Source organism: Wolbachia endosymbiont (group A) of Bombylius major (genome assembly GCF_947251895.1).
GTDB classification, from domain to species: Bacteria; Pseudomonadota; Alphaproteobacteria; order Rickettsiales; family Anaplasmataceae; genus Wolbachia; species Wolbachia pipientis.
Map to the genome: position 1 here is coordinate 225328 of NZ_OX366395.1, position 20416 is coordinate 245743.

13 protein-coding genes and 3 pseudogenes are annotated in these 20416 nt (G+C 35.6%); 6 read left to right on the forward strand and 10 right to left on the reverse strand.

Features of this window, described 5'->3' with window-relative positions; translation table 11 throughout:
* Positions 1–4: 4 nt before the first annotated feature.
* Together OPR49_RS01030 and OPR49_RS01035 are read right to left on the reverse strand one after the other, a co-directional pair.
* Entirely contained in the window at positions 5–2827 is a 2823-nt protein-coding gene (locus tag OPR49_RS01030; RefSeq protein WP_320157601.1) for a cytoplasmic incompatibility factor CifB, read from the reverse strand.
* 53 nt (positions 2828–2880) lie between these two features.
* A complete protein-coding gene (locus tag OPR49_RS01035) occupies positions 2881–4026 on the reverse strand; it encodes a cytoplasmic incompatibility factor CifA (RefSeq protein WP_320157602.1) in 1146 nt (381 codons plus the stop codon).
* Positions 4027–4086: 60 nt separating this feature from the next.
* On the opposite strand from OPR49_RS01035, the gene OPR49_RS01040 reads away from it, so the two are divergent.
* The 4 genes from OPR49_RS01040 (at position 4087) to topA (ending at position 10186) form a co-directional block, all read left to right on the forward strand.
* Complete coding sequence (locus OPR49_RS01040) at positions 4087–5325, forward strand: IS256 family transposase (RefSeq protein WP_265026724.1); 1239 nt, start codon at positions 4087–4089, stop codon at positions 5323–5325.
* Positions 5326–5741: 416 nt separating this feature from the next.
* Positions 5742–6383: a fructose-6-phosphate aldolase gene (gene fsa / locus OPR49_RS01045; protein WP_155968460.1), complete on the forward strand. Its 642-nt coding sequence runs from the start codon at positions 5742–5744 to the stop codon at positions 6381–6383.
* A 161-nt stretch (positions 6384–6544) separates the two neighbouring features.
* Complete coding sequence (locus OPR49_RS01050; protein WP_265027486.1) at positions 6545–7633, forward strand: IS481 family transposase; 1089 nt, start codon at positions 6545–6547, stop codon at positions 7631–7633.
* Positions 7634–7735: 102 nt separating this feature from the next.
* Positions 7736–10186, forward strand: coding sequence for a type I DNA topoisomerase (topA, locus tag OPR49_RS01055; protein WP_265027184.1), 2451 nt, complete (start codon positions 7736–7738; stop codon positions 10184–10186).
* Between the two features lie 178 nt (positions 10187–10364).
* Here the strand turns inward: topA and trhO are convergent, their stop codons facing one another.
* Positions 10365–11192, reverse strand: a complete 828-nt coding sequence (trhO, locus tag OPR49_RS01060; RefSeq protein ID WP_265027185.1) for an oxygen-dependent tRNA uridine(34) hydroxylase TrhO — start codon at positions 11190–11192, stop codon at positions 10365–10367.
* Positions 11193–11711: 519 nt separating this feature from the next.
* On the opposite strand from trhO, the gene OPR49_RS01065 reads away from it, so the two are divergent.
* Positions 11712–13310 carry an ABC transporter permease gene (locus OPR49_RS01065; protein ID WP_265027186.1) on the forward strand — a complete coding sequence of 533 codons (1599 nt, stop codon included), beginning with the start codon at positions 11712–11714 and terminating at the stop codon, positions 13308–13310.
* Between the two features lie 10 nt (positions 13311–13320).
* On the opposite strand, the pseudogene OPR49_RS01070 reads toward OPR49_RS01065, so the two are convergent.
* The 6 genes and pseudogenes from OPR49_RS01070 to apaG form a co-directional block, all read right to left on the reverse strand.
* A pseudogene (locus tag OPR49_RS01070) lies at positions 13321–13665 on the reverse strand (Rpn family recombination-promoting nuclease/putative transposase); the annotation flags it as partial.
* Between the two features lie 95 nt (positions 13666–13760).
* The gene (locus OPR49_RS01075) at positions 13761–14801 is read right to left on the reverse strand and encodes a group II intron maturase-specific domain-containing protein (protein ID WP_265027188.1); all 1041 of its coding nucleotides are present in this window, start codon (positions 14799–14801) and stop codon (positions 13761–13763) included.
* Between the two features lie 25 nt (positions 14802–14826).
* Positions 14827–15036 (reverse strand): annotated as a pseudogene (locus tag OPR49_RS07530) (reverse transcriptase/maturase family protein); the annotation flags it as partial.
* Positions 15037–15038: 2 nt separating this feature from the next.
* Positions 15039–15515: a reverse transcriptase N-terminal domain-containing protein gene (locus OPR49_RS01080; RefSeq protein ID WP_265027189.1), complete on the reverse strand. Its 477-nt coding sequence runs from the start codon at positions 15513–15515 to the stop codon at positions 15039–15041.
* A gap of 450 nt (positions 15516–15965) precedes the next feature.
* Positions 15966–16514 (reverse strand): annotated as a pseudogene (locus tag OPR49_RS01085) (Rpn family recombination-promoting nuclease/putative transposase); the annotation flags it as partial.
* A gap of 169 nt (positions 16515–16683) precedes the next feature.
* The gene (gene apaG / locus OPR49_RS01090; protein ID WP_179951370.1) at positions 16684–17085 is read right to left on the reverse strand and encodes a Co2+/Mg2+ efflux protein ApaG; all 402 of its coding nucleotides are present in this window, start codon (positions 17083–17085) and stop codon (positions 16684–16686) included.
* A gap of 99 nt (positions 17086–17184) precedes the next feature.
* On the opposite strand from apaG, the gene OPR49_RS01095 reads away from it, so the two are divergent.
* Positions 17185–18249: a 5-(carboxyamino)imidazole ribonucleotide synthase gene (locus OPR49_RS01095; RefSeq protein WP_265027190.1), complete on the forward strand. Its 1065-nt coding sequence runs from the start codon at positions 17185–17187 to the stop codon at positions 18247–18249.
* A 967-nt stretch (positions 18250–19216) separates the two neighbouring features.
* Here OPR49_RS01095 and OPR49_RS01100 read toward each other — a convergent pair.
* Positions 19217–20410: a bifunctional 2-C-methyl-D-erythritol 4-phosphate cytidylyltransferase/2-C-methyl-D-erythritol 2,4-cyclodiphosphate synthase gene (locus OPR49_RS01100; protein ID WP_265027191.1), complete on the reverse strand. Its 1194-nt coding sequence runs from the start codon at positions 20408–20410 to the stop codon at positions 19217–19219.
* Between the last annotated feature and the right edge of the window lie 6 nt (positions 20411–20416).

Consider the following 20416-nt stretch of genomic DNA (forward strand, 5'->3'; position numbering starts at 1 on the left):
TAACCTAATGAGTATTATTTAAAGTAATGATTAAAGTTAAACGCTGTTGTTCTTCATTTTCCCTAAATTGATTTAATACTCTAACAATGTGCTCGTTACCGTCATTCCTTGCCAAATTAGCTACTTCAAAAGTGTGATTACCTTCAGTACGAAGCTGATATCGCAATCTTCCAGCGTGAGCTATATCAATTTGTTGAAGCCAGTAATCATAATGTTCATTTCTCGTCGCAAATTCTAGTGTAAGTAGATCATTTACTTCTATCCCTTGATTTCCAAGAATATCTCTTATTTGTCTTCTTATCTCTTGTGCTGTAGGAATGGAATTATCACCTCCCCTTATTCTTGACTTTAATGTTTCTATTACCTGTGCTCTAGTACCTTGCAAGTAACTAAATGGAACGTGCAGATTATCATCTATATCAAGCAAAAAAATAGAGTTCTGTCCTGGTTTTCTTTCCGTGTAAAAGCGCCTGAAATTTTCACGAGTCTGATCTGATAATAGACCCTCTGGTGGATTTTCATCAATAACACTTTCAGGTCCCACTAATCCTCTAGTACTGCGGTCAAGCCTATGTATATATAGTTCTTGTGGAATAGATATAAGATCTTCTACTCTCTGTGCACCTGCATTAAATACAGCAGAAGATAAAACCACCTCATTTCCAGGAGTAATAGGCAAATATCCCCTTTGCTTGTTCATAAGTTCTTTTATTCGATCTTTTGCGTTATTCTCCTTTTGTGCTACTTCTTCTGCATTATCAGCAAATCCTAATACATATACAATCGGGTGAGTATCTGGAGCATTCTCCGTAGATTGTCTTAATAATAAAAGGTCTAATCTCTGTTCTGTAATTCTTGTGAGCATTACCCTTTCTCCTTCTTCTTCCTGCCTCCTTTTCAAACTATATGTTTGACCAATTTTATACATAGCAAGCACTTTATCAGGATCGTCACTAGCATAAAATGTACCATGTAGTATAGAACGAAACTTATCCTCACTATTAACATTTATTGCATCCCTAAGTGGCATCAATGCTCCAGAGATCTCTTGAAATAATCCTCTATGCTGACCTACATTTTTCCAGCCATCATTCATAACCCTTTCTGAAATACCATGTACATTTTCAGCATTAGGTACTTGTACAAGATCACCATCAAGAAAATTATTTGCATTATTATTTTGGTAATCGTGATATAAACCAAGGTCATTTGGTTGATCAATATCTAGCTCAAATTGGTCATTAAGTGTGCATGAAACTTCCCATACATGAACATTATTTCCATTAATATTAAGATTTTCTAAATTGATTGCTCCTTGTTGTTGTGCATCGTGAGCTCTAATATGGAGTATAACTATATCAGAACCTTCAGCATGAAAGACCATAGTCAATGCGCGCTTTCTTAAATTGGGGTCACCATGTATAAATGTGTGCTTTATTATATGTACTTCATCTTCCTCTACACCTTCTAGTTGTAAAGGGTGTATATCAAAAGCACTACTTCCAAAAGTAAAACCAGTTATACAATCAAATACTCTGTTATAATTATCTGCATTTCTTGGTATTTCACCAGGAAGATGTTGAAGCAAGAAATCTCTAATATTCTCTCCAACCTCTTCATCTTCTATATACTCAAACAATCTTTGTACTAAAGGAAATCTATCCTGTTGAAGCCCTACTGTATCAACACTAAAAGGATCTAGATTTAAATTAAAATTTAATCCAACACAAACAGTATGCTCTGATGTGGTATGAATAGGTATAAATGAAGAATTGTGTAACCTTCCAGCGTAGCCTATGGCACAGTTTAATGCAACATCTGACGGTGTGTCAAATATAGCAAGATTAATAACAATAGGAATATTTTCTCTTTCTGCTTGATGACGTACAAGAAAAGCAACATGTGAGTTTCTAGGAGATAAGTCAAGATCGATGCCTATTGTGTAGCGATGACTAAAATTTGCTAAAAAACCTAATAAAAACCCGTGACTCTCAAATTTTTGACTGCGATTTTCAATATTATTTTCTAGCGCTTGTCTGCAATTATCATAGATGTCAGTGATGTATGGCAAAACTTCCCTGTGCATTCTACGTTCTACATTTTGTCTTTGGTTATTTGCTAGTATTCCCATAAAGTTGTCAATCCTTTGTTGACCTTGTGCTACCTGTGCAAACTTGACTGATCTATCAAGTTGTCTGAGCTGATTGTAATTGAGTTGTCTTCCTTTTATTTCCTGAATTGTCAATCCGTGATCTCCTAAGAGTTGTCTAAGAAGACTAATCTCAGATGCTGAATACTTGGCAAATTTATCTCTAAAATCCTTTTCACGAATCACCTCGAATACTGTTGCAATTGCCTCTCCCTGACTCTTGCCCTTTCCATGCATGCATACTTTGTATTGCTCAAAATTTAAGTCTTCTTCCCTTAAATTTGGATTTTGCCGTCTAATCTCTCGCACTAGAGCATTTCTCTCCCTTGTACTGAACCTCAACCCATCACTATTAGGACGATCAGAAATACTGTAGCATCTGACAACTTGCTGTCCGTCACGATAAACAGCGACTTTTAGATTTCCTGTATTTCTATTTCTACCACCTGTATCAATACCATGATTATCAAAACGAAAATACACTCTCTCATTTTCATTTAAGATATTAGCATCATGTGCAGTAGAAAACATACTAAAAAAGAATACAGGAAGGAAACGACCTGCACTCACATGATACAAGAAAGATGGACATTGATCTAAAAAAGATTCAAATCCTTGTCTGAATCCTTCAAGATCTCCATCCACCAAACTCCTAATAAATCCATCACCATTACTCATACAAAATACCCCTTATTTACTACGACCAGAAACACCAAGAGTTCATAAGTGGATTACTTATTACCACTAAGCGTAAAGACGCTTTTTTTCTTATAAGAAGAAACACCACTTACACTAGGAGTTCCAAGCTCAGACTGTGGAACATCATCAACTGGCAAAGTTGTTTTCTTACTACCATGAGCTTTAGATCGTGACCGTAAATTATTCCAAGGACCATCACCTACAGGTGGTAAAATTGTTTTCTCTAACTCAGAGAATAATTCTTCCGCAAACAGACCGTAATCTACATTTACTCTTTTACCTTCTCTACCAGATAATCTAAGACTTTTTATTATCCTTCCCTTAAAGAACTCAAATCTTTCAGGAAAGCTATTTTTAGCAAATAACATTATATCTAGTATTTCTTTTTTCTCTATTTCTTTTTCCTCATCAGACTTATAAATGTCTTCTCGTTTCCAGTTAATTATTAACCCTGCAAGCATGTCCTGTATAGGAACTATACAATTAGAAATATTAACAGAAATCTTTCTGTATTCAATAAAGCAGTCACATTTCCAAATCTTCATAATAAGAGATCTAGCTTGAACATTTGATTCAGGATTTTTCAACATTACATTTGAAAGTGAGTAAAGAAGGAGGTCATACTCATCCTGTGAGAGTATTTCCTTTGAATGATCACCTCGTGCTGAAGCTTCCTCATAACACCAGCACTGTACCAAATCATGAACCGTATCAAAAAAACATGACTCTATTAATTCAGCAAGAAGAGCATATACTCCCTTATCTTTCTGCAATAATTTCTGTAAAAGAGTATCTTTATCGACTATCTTATTTACACAAAAATCTAAAATAGGAGCATCTTTCTCAACAGATTGAACGCGGGACAGAGCAATAATAGCTTCTGTAAGTTTCTTTTCCTTATCTTCTTCTTTTAAATGATTATAAAAATACTCTACTCCTTCACTCCACTTAAGTTTTACAGCACTGTCAAAGCCTTCTACTGCATCATACTTCTTTAATTCCCCAGATTCTCTATCGATCCAGAAGTTGAACACATCACCTTTTCTCTTCATGCTATTTAATAGGGAGTTTCGTATGTATTTATCAGTTATAGGATTACCGCTACCATCAAGTGTGCCAGGAGGAAAACTGTTCTTGTAAAATTCAAATCTTTTTTGAAAGAATGGGGGAATGTTCAAAAAAGTGTGTCAAACCGAAAAAAAAGTAATAAATTGATATAAAAAAATGGAGGTGTGACAATGAGTCAGAAAGTAGTAAACAGAACTAACGGATTGGTAGATTATAAAGAGTTGGAAACAAATATCCTGTCGTCTATACGAGAAGGAAGACCGTTGACAGGAAGGGAGGGAGCATTAACACCATTTATAAAAAAGCTGCTGGAAGCAAGTTTGGAAGGTGAAATAGAAAACCACTTATTAGCTGAAAGTGAAGAGAATAATCGAAGAAATGGCAGAAATGGAAAGACTTTACGGACAAGTGCCGGTTCATTTGAACTTTTGACGCCAAGGGATAGAGAAGGAAGTTTTGAGCCGCAAATAGTCAAAAAAAGGCAAACAAGCTTACATCCAGAGCTTGAAACGAAGATTTTGAGCACATTTGCCAGTGGTATGAGCTATAGAGATATAGCGTCACACGTTGAGGAAATTTATGATCACAAAATATCGGCGGCAGAGATATCAAGTATTACCGACAAATTACTGCCTATAATCAATGAATGGCGTAGTCGTCCACTGCAATCAGTATACCCGATAGTATTTATGGATGGGATGTTCTTTAAGGTCAAAGAGGATGGACATTGCGTAAGTAAATGTATGTACAATATATTGGGCATAGACCAAAATGGCAGAAAAGAAGTCCTGGGCTTTTATTTGGCTGAAAGTGAAGGAGCTAACTTTTGGTTGGGAGTGCTAAATGACCTCAAAGAAAGAGGAGTAGAAGATATTCTGATTGCATGTGTAGATGGGCTAAAAAGCTTTCCTGCAGCTATAAATAGTGCGTTTCCTAAAGCAGAAGTACAGCTATGTATAGTGCATCAGATAAGAAATTCACTAAAATATGTATCCAGCAAAGATGTGAAAGTTTTCATGAATGATTTGAAAAAAATATATCGTGCTACAAGTAAAGAAATTGCTGAAAATTACTTACTTGAGCTGGAAGAAAAATGGGGAGAAAAGTATCCTTTAGTTATAAAATCGTGGCAGAACAATTGGGAAAATTTATCTGGTTATTTCAAGTATTCTAGCCCAGTTAGAAGGCTAATTTACACCACAAATCCAATTGAGGGGCTGCACAGACAGATCAGAAAATTCACTAAAACCAAGGGCTCATTTACCAGCACAAATGCCTTGTATAAACAGGTATATTGTGCTATAAAGAAGGTAGAGCAAAAATGGACTATGGCTCTGCCTAATTGGGCTTTAACTATGTCTCAACTTGATATTTTCTTTCCAGATAGATTGAAAATTGAGTTGAACTAAAAATGCGCTTTGACACACTTTTTTGAACATTCCCAATGAATCTTATTACAAATAGCATAAAGGGCTTTTATTCTAGTGTTAAATCGGACCTAGATTGGCAAGCCAAACGTAGTCTTATTAGGACATTAGTAAAAGAAGTCAACATTGATCTTGATAAAGTAGATGTAGTATTTAAGATCAAAGAACTTGAAAACCCCGCCCAGAATGGACAAAATCAAAAGATGGTACATTGTCTAAGGGGTCTGGGCACTGGGATGACATCTTTTTTCTTGGTACAAATTACTCTTATGTCTCAATATTTGTACAGTTGTGTTATCGGCCGTTTGATGTTTACAACGCAGGAAGTTCATACAGTTGTAAGTCAAGCGGTAGGATGACAAGATTTTGCAAGGGTATTTTTTTTATAGGAGATTAATATGGAAATTTTTCTTGATAGCGTTGATTTAAATGAAATTAAAGAACTAAAGGAGTTCATTGACGGCATAACAACTAATCCTTCTTTAATAGCAAAGTCCGGGCGTAAAGATAAATACGAGGATTTAGTGCGTGAAATATGCTCTATTATAAAAGGGCCTGTTAGTGTTGAAGTTGTTGCAGATAGCCATGAAGAGATGATCACAGAAGGTCTGAATTTAGCAAAAATTGCTGATAATGTTGTGATCAAATTACCTCTTATACATGAAGGATTAATTTCTTGTAAAAAGTTATGGACAGAGCATAAAATACCTGTTAACATCACATTATGTTTTTCTCCTGGACAAGCACTGCTTGCCGCTAAGGTCGGTGCTTGTTTTATTTCCCCCTTTGTTGGTCGCCTTGATGATATAAGCTATGATGGCTTATCGCTAATAGAAGATATATGTACTATATATTCTAATTACGGTTTTGATACTAAAGTTCTTGTTGCATCAGTGAGAAGCCCAGCGCATGTAATAGAAGCTGCAAGGCTTGGTGCTGATTCAATTACTGTGCCAGCAAAAGTACTTAGACAATTAATTAATCACCCACTTACTGACCAAGGGCTAGCAATATTTGAAAAAGACTGGGGTGTAAAATAATAAACGGTTACAAATGAACATAAAAATTGGCGTATCCGTTCAGGCAATGGCGTCAACTTAAGAGCCTTCATTAGCAAACTCTCCTAAAGTGTATTAAACAGGACTTGATATGACACTTTAAAAAAGTAAGTTAAGAATAATAAAAATAAGGAGTGTTAGAAATGAGTACAATACAAACAAAAATACTAAAACCAAAACTAGGATTACTAGAGCTAGCAAAACAATTAGGAAATGTGTCTCAAGCGTGCAAAGTGATGGGATACTCAAGAGATACATTTTATCGATTCAAGGAGTTATATGAAAATGGGGGAGAAGAAGCATTACATGAAATAAGTAAGAAAAAACCGCTATTAGCAAACAGAGTTTCGGAAGATATAGAAAGAGCAATAATTGGCATAGCTACAGAATTTCCTGCATATGGACAAGAAAGAGCTGCAAATGAGCTGAGAAAAAGAGGTATAATAATTTCCCAAGGAGGAGTAAGATCTGTATGGCTAAGAAATGACCTTGAAACTTTGAAAAAGAGACTTAAAGCACTGGAGGCAAAAGTAGCTCAAGACGGAATCATTTTAACTGAAGAACAACTTGCAGCTTTAGAAAAAGTGAAAGAACAAAGGGAAGCTCATGGTGAAATTGAGACGCAACATCCAGGTTATTTGGGTTCTCAAGATACCTATTATGTGGGCAATATCAAAGGCATAGGGCGCATTTATCAGCAAACTTTTGTTGATACTTATTCCAGAGTTGCAATGGTTAAACTTTACACGGACAGAACAGCTATTACAGCTGCAGATCTTCTTAACGATAGAGTTATCCCATTTTTTGATGAGCAGAGAATTCCATTATTACGCATTCTAACTGATAGGGGTACGGAGTATTGTGGCAAGCCCGAAAATCACGCTTATCAGCTATATTTAGGAATCGAAAATATCGATCATTCTAGAACCAAAGCCAACTCTCCACAAACTAATGGCATATGTGAAAGATTCCATAGAACTATGCAAGATGAGTGTTACAATATTATCTTTAGAAAGAAAATCTACTATTCTTTGGAGGATCTACAGATCGATGTTGATCATTGGTTGCGTTCTTACAATGAGACAAGGCCTCACTCAGGCAAATACTGCTATGGCAAAACACCTATGCAAACGTTTTTTGACAGTAAACATATTGCTTTTCAGAAAAATATTAGTAGCATTAAACAACAGCCTGATATTAGTTTTGACTACGTCAATTCTTCTGTCAGTTAATTCTTGTCTTTTACAAATTCACAAGACCTATTAAAATATTTTTTTACTTTTCATCGTATATTTCTCAACATATTATCTTTAAGTACTAAAATAATTAACAATATGGCATTATTAATAGTTGAATCACCTGCGAAAGCAAAGACAATAGGTAAATATTTGAGTAAAGAGTTCAAAGTAGCTGCATCCTTTGGACATGTGAGGGATCTTCCAGCAAAAAACGGCTCCGTCGATCCGGATAATGATTTTGCTATAAAGTATGAGACCATTGAAAAAGCAGAAAAGTATATAAAAGAGTTAGTAAAAGCAGCAAGCAAAACATCAGATATATATCTTGCAACAGACCCAGACAGAGAAGGGGAAGCAATGGCTTGGCATGTGATAGAGACATTAAAAGAAAAGAAAGCAATCAATGATAAAAGCAACATTCATAGAGTAGTCTTTAATGAGATAACAAAGAGAGCAGTTCAAGAAGCAATAAAGAATCCACGTGAAATAAATATGGATTTAGTGCGTGCACAACAAGCACGTAGAGCTTTGGATTATCTAGTTGGATTTAGCTTGTCACCACTGCTGTGGACAAAATTGTCGGGGAGCAAGTCTGCAGGGCGAGTGCAGTCTGTTGCATTAAAGCTTATATGCGAACGGGAAGATGAAATTAGTAAGTTTATAACACAGGAGTATTGGAGCATAAAGGCAGAAATGCAAAATAGCAAAGATGAGGCTTTTTTTGCTATGCTAAGCCACTATGACAATAAAAAGCTAGAAAAATTTGATATTAAGAATGAAGAAGAAGCAAAGAACTTAGTCAGGGAGATTGAGTCAAGGCAATATGCTGTAAGCACAGTAGAACGCAAGCAAGTTAAGAGAAACCCGCTTCCTCCGTTTATTACTTCAAGTCTTCAGCAAGATGCAGTAAACAAGCTGTATTTTAACGTAAAAAATGTTATGCGAGTAGCGCAAAATTTATACGAAGGTATCGATATTGGTGGTGAAACTGTAGGGTTGATAACTTACATGCGTACAGATGGGTTTCATATTGCAGATGAGGCTATAAACTCAATTAGAGGGTCAATTAAGTCATTATATGGTGATAAATATTTACCGCAGTCTCCTCGTAAATATGTAAAAAAGGTCAAAAATGCTCAAGAAGCACATGAAGCAATTCGTCCAACTGATATCAATAGAACGCCGGGTAGTATTAAGGATTACTTAACGCCAGAGCAATTTAAATTGTACGATTTAATCTGGAAAAGAACCATTGCAAGTCAAATGGAATCAGCGATCCTTGATCAAGTGGTAGTTGAAATTAGTTCTACTGATCAGAAAGTGATTCTGCGAGCAAGTGGGTCGAGTATATTCTTTGATGGTTTTTATAGAGTCTATCAAGATAACATAGAAGCCGAAAATGAAGGCCTGCTACCTGCCATGAAGGAAGGGGAAGCATGCAAGCTGATTTCAGTTGAGCCAAAACAGCATTTCACTCAACCGCCACCTCGTTATAGTGAAGCAAGTATCGTAAAAAAAATGGAAGAAATCGGTATAGGTCGACCATCAACTTATGCAACAATTATTTCGGTATTACAAGATCGTGAGTACGTTTCATTGGATAGCAAAAGGTTTATTCCAAGCAGTCGTGGTAAAATTGTTACTATATTTTTAGAAACTTTTTTTCAGCGTTGTGTAGAGTATGATTTCACAGCACAAATGGAAGAAAAGCTTGATTTAATCTCAAATGGACATGCAGATTGGAAAAAAGAATTAGGCCACTTTTGGGTGCCATTTTTTGGTCATGTAAACTCTGTTAAGCAAATGACGCATGATGAAGTTTTCAGCGGCATTCACGATTTGGTAATCGATTGGTTTTGTTCAGAAGAAGGAAAAAAAGAGGTGAATACGAAATGTCCTGCTTGCTCTGATGGCATATTGAAATTGAACTTTGGAAAAGCCGGGGTGTTCCTTGGATGTTCTAACTATCCTGAATGCAACCATACAAAAGAAATTACGGGCAGTAACGACAATTCAGAATATCCAAAAAGTTTAGGTATAGATGATATAACAGGACAAGAGGTAGTAATTAAAAAAGGTCCTTTTGGGCTTTACCTGCAGTTTAATAATGAGTCAGAAAAGAAAAAGGCGGGTTCTATACCAAAAGATATAAATGTTAATGATATTGATCTGAGCACCGCTACTCAGTTACTTTCCTTGCCGAAAGTAATCGGAGAACACCCTGAAACCGGAAAGGAAGTAAAAATAGGCCTTGGACGATTTGGATACTATATTTTCTATGATGGTAGATACTTTTCTCTTAAGAAAAGCTCCAAAGAGGTGCTGAATACAGAATTGAGCGAAGTTGTACAAATTATTGCAAACAGTCCACGCAAAGAGTTAAAATCTCTCGGGCTTAATGAAAAAGGAAAAGAAGTTTTTATCTGCAACGGTAGGTACGGATTCTATATAAAATGCGGTAAAACAAACGTTGCTTTGGGCAAGAGTGCAGATATTGAAAGCATAGATTTGAAGAAGGCTTTAGAATTGATTAAGGGCAAGAAGTAGACTTCTTGCATAACCATTATCTACGTTAAAAATCAGCTTTTTTGTCATTCCAGCGTGTGACGCTGGAATCTAGAAAAAAAGAACCTGGATGCCAGTGTCTGGGCACTGGCATGACACCCTTTCTGGTAGAGGTTGCTCTCAAATCACAACGTGCATACAACTGCAGCAGTATGATGTTTTATTTATTATATCTATAACACTGAAGTTTACAATCAGAACAAACCACCTGGCCACGTGGAACTGATTTCAGTTTATCAGTTGAAACTTGATTTGAGCAGAATATGCATTTTATTGTGTTGCTTGGAGTAAGTGAGTTATCAACAGCAACTCTATCATCAAAAACAAAACACTCACCTTCCCAATTACCATTTTTATTATAAGTTTTTTCAAGGTAAGAAAGAATGCCACCTTTAAGATGGTAAACATCACTAAATCCAAGGCTTTTCATATATGCTGTAGATTTTTCGCATCTAATTCCACCAGTGCAGTACATAGCTACTTTCAGGTCTTTACTCTCAGAAAATGACTCTGTCCACTGAGGAAACTCACGGAAACATTGTGTGTGTGGATTAATTGCATTCTTAAACTTGCCTAACTTCACTTCATACTCATTTCGTGTATCTATTACTAAAACGTCAGGTTGAGAAGTAAAATCATCCCAATGCTCTGGATCAACATATTTACCCCTAAGGGAAATATCAAGATTGCTTACACCAAGATTCACAATTTCTCTTTTTAATTTTACCTTCATCTTGCTAAATGGTTGATATTCTGCTGCACTCTCTTTCCATGTAAGGTCCCTTAGCCTATAATCAGAACGTAGAAAATCGAATATTTTATCAATCGCGTTTCTTTCACCAGATATAGTCGCATTAATACCCTCTTCTGCAAGGAGTATAGTACCCTTTAATTCAACGTTGTCGCATGCAGTTTTTATTTCGTCTTTCATGTCATAATAATTAGAGAGTTCTACAAAGTGATAGAAAGTTGCAATGACGAAGCTCATGATTATTCACTTATCAACTAAGAACATGATATACAAAATTATAAAGATATTCAATAGTACGGCTGTTATAGCTAAAGTGGCTTGGGTTTACCTACAATTTGAAAAACCGTCATTCCGCTACTCGTTAGCGGAATCTATGCTGAGATACCGCGAATGAATCCATAGCTGTACGAACATTGTGATTTGAGAGCAATTTCCACAAGGGAGGATGTCATCCCAGTGCTCCTTTTTTTGTCATTCCAGTGCTTGACACTGGGATCCAGCTTTTTTGTAATTTTATTGAAAATGTTGTATAGTCGTTTGTTTACAATCAATTTTTCTGGATCCAAGTAGTCTGGGCACTGCCTTTGTGTTTGAGGCAAAACCTGCTATAACATTTAACATACTGCTTTCACAAACGAATGTTCGTACAGTTGTGGGCGGTATGACGTAGGGAAACCTTTCTTGGGTTAGCTATAATTACTGGATGTCTTCAGTTTTTACATATAACATTTTAATATAAAATATAGATTCAAATTAATGTTTTTAAGAGTATTTAAAAATATATTCTTATTTTTAGTAAGCATATTATTCGTCTGCCCAATATTATCATTAATATCAATCTTATTTACAGATTCAGCGAATTCCGAATGGGTAATCAGTACACTTTTCCCTGAATATATACTGAATACGTTAATTTTGATGATAGGAGTGGGGGGAATATCCTTCATATTTGGAGTAATTCCAGCTTGGCTTACCACATTTTTTTCATTTCCTGGAAGTAAAATTTTTGAGATTGCTTTGCTCTTTCCAATATCGATTCCTGGATATATAGTAGCGTTCGTCTATGTAAATACACTAGAGTTTTCAGGTCCGGTGCAGAGCTCATTAAGAGACATTTTAGAGTGGAGCAAAGGTGACTATTGGTTTCCTGAAATAAAATCCCAAGGTGGTGGAATATTAGTAATGGGATTCAGCCTATATCCATACGTTTATATGTTAGTCCGCTCAAGTCTAAAGAATGTTAGTAACTCAGTCACTATTGCGTCAACACTTGGGTTCTCCTCATTGAAGAGCCTGTTTTCTGTCATCATACCCTCCATACGCCCATCAATTATAGCTGGGTTGTCTTTGGTACTAATGGAAGTAATTACAGATTTCGGCACACCACAGTTTCTTGCTATCGATACTTTTACGACAGGAATATATCGCACCTGGTTTTTACTGCATGACAAATATTCAACTACTGTTTTAGCAGTTGCAGAGTTGATTTTCGTTGCAACACTAATAGCTATCGAAAAAAAACTACAAAAAAAAGGAATATCCTACTCTTCAATCAATACCAATTCAGATTATCACAACAAACGGAGTATAAGTGGCGCTATGCCGTTGATCTTTGCTTATCTTATGTGTGTATTGCCGATCTTAATAGGTTTTATTTTGCCAATGATTCCGCTCATATATTGGAGCATAGAGAAGGGGTTTTTCATATACGAAGCAAGATTCTATAACATAATAGCAAATAGCGTTAGTTTATCATTTATCACCGCATTAATCTCAATTAGCATTGCAATAATGATTGGATATACGGCGCGTAAAAATAAGGTAATCAATAATGTAGCACGTCTCATTTCTTTAGGCTACGCAATTCCAAATGCAATTATCGCAATTAGTATAATAATATTTTTAAGCAGAATATCCTCTTTCATTACTCAATATGTTGTGGAAATTAGCTTAGTAGGAACTATCGGTGCTTTAATTTACTCATATTTATTTCGTTTTTTTGCTATATCTTTCAAGGCGGTAGAGTCAGGGCTCAAAAAAACACCAAATGAAATTGAGTGGACTGCATATACCATGGGTCATGGACCTATTTCCACATGTTTGAATGTTCATATCCCTCTCATCAAGAAGAGTATATTATCGGGATTTTTGCTCGTATTTATGGATACTATCAAAGAGCTCACAGCAACACTTATTATAAGACCATTTAATTTTGAAACTATATCAACTAGAATATATGAACTTGTAAGCGATGAGCGCTATAGAGAAGCTGCCCCATTTTCGTTAATAATAGTTATAGTAGGCTTAATCTCTACAATAACCTTATTTACACTTGATGATAAGGATAAAAAATAAACGTAACCGTTCACAGATTTCCACTTAATTCTTCAATCTCACTAATAGAAAGGCCAGTAAACTTGACAATAGTGTTGACATCAACATTATTAGCCAGCATTGCTTTTGCGACTTCAATTTTCCCTTCAATTTTCCCTTTCTCTATACCTTTTTGTATACCTTTCTCTTCAGCAAGATCAAGTCTGTATTCAAGAATGGCTTCTTCCTTACGTAGATCCATTATTCTTTCTTCATATGCTACTAAATCTTTCTCATTCCAGCAAAACTTGTCTAACTCATCATATGCTAGCTTTACTATTGGTGATTTTTCTGCTATATTCCTTAGGTCTTCATCTGTAGTTTCATCTGCATATTGTTGTCTAAGTGAAGAAGGTCGCCCCTCCTCACTCGACTGCAAAACCGTACGTGAGACTTTGCGCCTCATACGGCTTCTCTCTAATTTGGTGCTTTTCATGCACACCTCCTGTGTAATTCATCGTGACAATGTCCATGTAACAAAGATAAGTTTGTGATCATATTGTTTTGTCTATTCCGGTCTTTGTGATGTATTTCTATTGTATCATCACTTTTAAACCATAGTCTACAATTATCGCATTTACTTTGTTGCAACCTCAATAATTTTATTACTCCTAGTGGCTTATCTGGTATTTTTCTCAGACGTTTACCCCAATATACCCAATCACCATCATATGGGGATCTGGTTTTTTGCACTTTGATATGTCGTTTAATAACATGATCGCTGTGTATAGTAAGACGTACCTTGTTACTTGTCATAAAGCGCCAGTTTTCGTTATTATACTTCTTAAAGTACTTTCTTTTTATCCAGCATCTCCCTTTGTTTGGGTGCCTAAAAACTGCCCACTTCCAGAGTTTTCTATGCATAATATTATCCAATGAGCTAAAGATTTTACATGAAACTACCGAGGAGTAATATTGACTCCATCCTCTGTTTATTGGATTGAGATCCTTTATCACCCGCTCTTGTGGTGCTCCACGCATTTCTCTGAGCTTATGTTTAATAGCTAGTGTATGTTGTTTTATAGAATTACGACTTGGTTTGATTAATAACTTGTAACCTTTCTTACTTTCTTTTATTGGATATTGTCTTATTGAAAAACCAAGAAAATCAAATCCTGGTTTTGTTTCGTCAATGGTTCTTAATGTATGAGAAACTCTTGTTTTAGAGGGCTTTAATTTTAATCCAATGGTTTCTAACCATTCTTCAACTAAAATTTTTGCTTTAAGAATAATCTCTTCGTTTTCATGTATGATGACAAAATCATCACAGTAGAAAATTACACTAATAGACTTTTGCGCGTTTCTATGCGATATCCTACCATATTTTCTTTTCATGCATTGAAAGAGTTCGTTTGTTAATGCTTTTTTGACATGTTGCTCTAATCCGTGTAATGCAACACAAGCTAGCAACGGTGAGATCGTCCCTCCTTGAATTGTACCACGTTTTGTGGATTGAAGCTTTCCATCTTCCATAACACCAGCTCCTAACCATCCTCTTATGATTTTCTTTAATGTTGGTGTGGTTTTCAAGCAATTTATTATGGTTAATATTGTCAAAGCATCCAGAAATATCAGCATCTAATACATATGCTGTTTTCTGTTTGAGCACATCAAATATGGCTTCAATTGCATCATGACATGATCTACCAGGTCTAAAACCATAAGTGTTTGGCTCAAGTTTTGCTTCCCATTCTGGTTCTAAAGCCATTTTTACAAGTGTTTGTTTTGCTCGAACGATATAGTGGGTATACCAAGCGGGCGATGCTCCGATGGCTTACCAGATTTTGGAATCCAGACACGTCTTGATGGCTTTGCTTTTTCTTTTATATCTAAAGAATATGATAGTTGTAATCTTTCTTTTTGATTAAGGTTAGCTTTTCCATCAATACCTGCAGTCTTCTTCCCCCTATTGTCCTGTGTTACTTTCCTAACAGCGAGTGTTTTTGCACTTGTTGATTTGAGTGATAATCTCTGAAGATTATGCATCTTTTTGATATCATTACATTTAGAAGCTTGGTAAATTCGTTTTTGTAGCTTAAATGAAGATTTCTTTAGCTTGCGCCAAGGAATTCCATTCCATTCATACCTAACTTTTTGCTGGTCCATAACATATTCACTACTATTCACCACTTTACCTTCCAAATTAAAGTGTTTACGTCTGCATATCCCAGATATTACTTTGGGCATTAGCTTCTTAAACAATCCTTCCACATAGCAGCTTGTGGTTGGCTACTTACTTATATTTTAATGAATATAAGAGCTTCTATGTGGTTACTCTGTTCCATGGCTTCGTTTCACGTTAAACTTAGATTCCTACTATTTGCCGGAAGCTTGGAACATCAATAACTAAAGTCTTCAATCTTTAGTTCCCTTTTTGCTTCGTACCATTTTGGTCTATGCGTAATTCAATCTCTTTTCGCATATTATGCTTTGACGACAATTCAAACATAGGTTCCTCTCGTAATCATATCTAACTCTGTTTGCAGGGATTCACCACGAGATTTAGTGTTACCTGCTTTTATCTCATGCTTGCATTCCAGAGGTTGCCACTCTTTGAAATGTGAGATATACATTATCCCTGATGTCTGGGAAGATGGAATTTAACCACCACAAAACCATGACCTTCCAGGTCGCACTAAAAAAGAAACACCACCTTTCTACTATACTTTCTAACTGCTCTACTTTATTTTTTGCGAATTTAGGCAACTCAATAAAGACAAACTGAAAATCTTTTAAGTAATGGCCGTTAGTTTTTATATCACGTATATTGTGAGTAGAAATATAATCAACTTCTTCAGGAAGTAAGTTACAATTTGATATAGCAATAAAGAAGACTTTCTTTAAATCAATGTAGTTGCCAGATTTATCTAATTGTTTTGAGTAGGCTTTAGCGGCATATAATTGAGCGCGTTTTTCGAAGCCCTTGTCTCTAGCGAGCTGCATTTCTGCTATATATCTATTTCCGTGAGAATCCTTGCAGAGAACATCAACAATACTTTGTTTATCAGAGGCAACTTCGGGATCCATAATAGTGCTAAGAAACTCAACTTCTTGTATTGCATTTATCTCAGTAAACCCTAAAATATCGTTCAAAAAGTGGATCAGGATATTCTTATTTTTTTCCGTTCCAAAGATTTTTTTGAAACACAAATCATTGCGAGGATCGAGAAATTTCGAAAGAGCCATGGCAAAAATGCTTGAAAATATTAATAATTATACACACAATTATTCAACCATATTTTTGAAGATAGCTAGTTTCTGTATTTATTTTAAATTGAAGAAAGCTCAAATGAAAGATCGTGCTTTGCTAAAAATCACAGAATGCAGTCTGGTTACAAATAAACTATTTTGACAGTTAATGGGGTCTAGTTTTGATGTATGGACTATCCAAAGAAAAGGGTGGTATCATAACTTCAAAAACTTTTATGCTTTCTTCATTCAGAAATTCATACTTACCCTGCATTATTCCTGACGGTACATTTAAGTATGTTCCACTTGTGTATTTAAATACCTCTCCAGATTTTATCACAGGCTGTTCTCCGATAACACCAACTCCGGCAATTTCATTTACTTTGCCCTTATAATCTATTATTTGCCAATGACGACTTAACAATTGAATAGTTGATTGGCTTTTGTTTTTTATCTTAACGTTATACATCCATACATAGCAATTTTCATAAGGAATGGATTGCTCTTCAATGTAAATTGGTAAAACTGTAACTTCAACAAAGTTGGTAGTCAATGTGTATTCTAGAATCATTATAGAATATTCATGATAAAAAGATAATATTCTAATTATATGCTTTTTTCATAGATTTTTCAAGTATACTTTAATTAGGAAATATCAATTTATAGTATGAACGAACCAGATGCGCTTAGCAAAAAAGTAATAGGAATAATAGGTGGTGGACAATTAGGTAAAATGACTGCTATCGCTGCAACAAAACTTGGACAAAAAACACATGTTTTTGCCAGTGCTAAAGACGATCCGGCTTGCTCTGTTGCTGATGATTTCACAATAGCAGATTTCTCTGATAAGAAAGCTCTTGAATCTTTTGCACAGAGTGTGGATTTAGTTACTATTGAGTCTGAAAATATTCCATGTAGTGCAATTGATATCGATGTAAATTTTTATCCGGGTAAAAAAGCGTTACACATTTCGCAGAACAGACTGAGAGAAAAGGATTTTATTAAAAACTTGGGTATAAAAACTGCTAACTATAAGAGTATACAAAATTATAATGAGCTACTGAAAAGCAGTAGAGCTTTTGGCTATCCAATAAGGCTGAAAACAACAGAAATGGGTTACGATGGAAAAGGACAATATGTGCTTGAGAATGATTCTGAAGTGAAGCAATTTGCTTCCTTTGATTGGAATACAGAGTACATTCTTGAAGCAAGTGTTGATTTACTGAAAGAGGTTTCAATAGTCGTTGCAAGAGATAAAAACTGTAAAGTAGCTTTTTTTCCTATAGCAGAAAATTACCACGTTGATGGAATACTTGATACTTCAACAGTGCCAGCTAAAATAGATAGCAAATTAACTCAAGAGGTACAACGAGCTGCAAAGAAAATAGCAAATGCGCTTGATGTAATAGGAATTCTGGCTATTGAATTTTTTGTTACTAAAGATAACGAATTGTTAGTTAATGAACTAGCTCCCAGACCTCACAATTCTTGCCACTGGAGCTTGGATGCATGTAACGTTAGTCAATTTGAACAGCTAGTTAGGATAATATTCGGGTTACCTATGCAGGAAGTAGTATTACGCTTTCCTTGTATGACGAAAAATATAATAGGTAATGATATATATGATTCTCATAAGTATTTGAGCAACGAAAAAGCTAGTTTAACCATATATGGGAAAAAAGAGGTTAGGGATAAGCGTAAAATGGGACATGTCAATATAGATTTAAGTTAACAGTTTTTCTACGTCATACCGCCACAACTGTACGAACATTGTGATATGATGAGATGTTACATAGTAAACGGTGTCATTCTAGCACCTCTTTTCCCGTCATCCCGCTGCTTGTTAGCGGGATCTCATTTCACTTTGTGAAGGTGTCATCCCAGCACCTCTTTTCCCGTCATTCCGCTGCTTGTTAGCGGGATCTCATTTTACTTTATGAGGGTGTCATCCGAGTAGCCCCTTTCTCGTCATCCCGCTGCTTGTTAGCGGGATCTCATTTCACTTTATGAAGGTGTCATCCGAGTAGCCTGACTACTTGGATCCAGGAATTTTATTAAGTTGGTAAGCATAAAAGTGGCTGATCTTATGTTAAAACACAACGTTCTTGATGAGATTACAGCAAGGCTGGATTCCAGCGTCAGCTACTTGAATGACAGCAGTCCTACGTCATGCCGCCGCGGTATCTCTAGATCCCGCTAACAAGTAGCGGGATGACGATTGTCGTTTAGCCATAAATATTAAGAAATTTACCAAACGAAAAAAAGGCAAAAGAAGCCCCGTGGTGGTTGGCTATTTACTATGTACTAAAATATCGGCGTTCTTTTTATTCTAAAACGCTTGATTAAGAGCGATTTAGCTGCTTTTAACTTGCAACTAACCTACACCGCAAGTGTTTAAGAAATTTACTAAGCAGGAAAAAAGGCAAAGAAACCCCGTAGTAGCTAGCATTCAAATTCTCCCTTGTCAATTTGACGTTTTTTGCTGTCTTAAACGCTTTGTAAGCGCGTTTCGGCTTATATAGGTAAAAACCTAAAAATTTTTAAAGACATGCGATGCACGTAGTGCGAAAAATTAAACATGAGACACCAAGTACCCTAAGTTTTTTGTCATTAACCTGCACAGATTGCGAAGATAAATAAATAGCTTCAGTTTCATGATAAGGGGACTGGCGAAGGGTGTCAAGTAAGTTTTTTCGTTTCTATTCCCAATAAAAGTTTGTATGCAATAACACAGAAGCATGCACTGCTATTCCTTCATTTCTTCCAATATAACCTAATTTCTCTGCAGTGGTTGCTTTGATATTTACAAATTCATCATCAATTTCTAATGCTTTTGATATGAATTTCTTCATTTCTACTTTGTAAGGCGATATTTTAGGCTCTTCACAAACTATAGTAATATCTAAATTAGACACGCTGTACCCTTTTTCCTTTGCTTTTTTAGCAGCAAAGTCAAGAAAGTGAGATGAATTGCAATCTTTCCATTCAGAGGAACTAGGAGGAAAGTGCTCTCCTATGTCGCCACATCCCAGTGCTCCGAGTATTGCATCAACGATTGCATGTATTGCAACATCACCATCAGAGTGCGCTTCTATTGCCATGTTGTGTTCAATTTTCACACCGCAAATTTTTATAAAGCTTTCAGCACCATTTTGAACTTTAATGAACTTATGTATATCATAACCGGCTCCGACACGAAATTTTGGCTCTTCAAAAAGAAGCTTTGCCATATTGATATCCTCTTCTGTGGTTAACTTAAAATTGCTTTTCTCACCTTTAATAATCGCAACATGTTTTTTGTGCTCTACCATTAGTGATGAATCGTCAGTAAATTCTTTGACTGATTGATGGCATGATAATAATTCTTTGAAATTAAAAATTTGAGGGGTTTGTATGGCTCTGAGCTTTCCTCTTGAAATCGTAGATTCAATAAAACTATTACTCACCAATGACATAGTGTCTTCAACTTCTATTGCTGGAACTACTCCTGTATATTGATCATTAATCATAGATTCAACCAAGTTATCTATCAGAACATCTGACACAAAAGGCCTACAAGCATCGTGTATAACTACAAAATCTGGGTTAACTTTTTGTAAGCTTTCAAGCCCTAGTTTAACTGAACTTTGCCTGTTTTCTCCTCCGTATACAGGGCTTAGTAATTTAGTGTCTGTAATTAGTGATATAGCTTTCTCATAGAAACTTTCATGGTCTCTATTAATTGCTATTCTGATGTAATCTATATATTGGTTAGCCAGAAATCTTTTAATTGTATGAAATAAAACAGATTTACCTGCCAGTTTTATATATTGCTTAGGAATCGTAGAATTGCATCTACTGCCTACTCCCGCTGCAACTATTAATGCTGCTATTTTGTATTTCTTAGCGCACATATTTCT

Bases quoted from the DNA above. Each gene is read 5' to 3' on its own strand.
- OPR49_RS01030 (WP_320157601.1), bottom strand. From the start codon at position 2,827: ATGAGTAATGGTGATGGATTTATTAGGAGTTTGGTGGATGGAGATCTT.
- OPR49_RS01040 (WP_265026724.1), top strand. From the start codon at position 4,087: ATGAGTCAGAAAGTAGTAAACAGAACTAACGGATTGGTAGATTATAAA.
- fsa (WP_155968460.1), top strand. From the start codon at position 5,742: ATGGAAATTTTTCTTGATAGCGTTGATTTAAATGAAATTAAAGAACTA.
- OPR49_RS01050 (WP_265027486.1), top strand. From the start codon at position 6,545: ATGAGTACAATACAAACAAAAATACTAAAACCAAAACTAGGATTACTA.
- topA (WP_265027184.1), top strand. From the start codon at position 7,736: ATGGCATTATTAATAGTTGAATCACCTGCGAAAGCAAAGACAATAGGT.
- trhO (WP_265027185.1), bottom strand. From the start codon at position 11,192: ATGAGCTTCGTCATTGCAACTTTCTATCACTTTGTAGAACTCTCTAAT.
- OPR49_RS01065 (WP_265027186.1), top strand. From the start codon at position 11,712: ATGTTTTTAAGAGTATTTAAAAATATATTCTTATTTTTAGTAAGCATA.
- OPR49_RS01075 (WP_265027188.1), bottom strand. From the start codon at position 14,801: ATGGAAGATGGAAAGCTTCAATCCACAAAACGTGGTACAATTCAAGGA.
- OPR49_RS01080 (WP_265027189.1), bottom strand. From the start codon at position 15,515: ATGCCCAAAGTAATATCTGGGATATGCAGACGTAAACACTTTAATTTG.
- OPR49_RS01095 (WP_265027190.1), top strand. From the start codon at position 17,185: ATGAACGAACCAGATGCGCTTAGCAAAAAAGTAATAGGAATAATAGGT.
- OPR49_RS01100 (WP_265027191.1), bottom strand. From the start codon at position 20,410: ATGTGCGCTAAGAAATACAAAATAGCAGCATTAATAGTTGCAGCGGGA.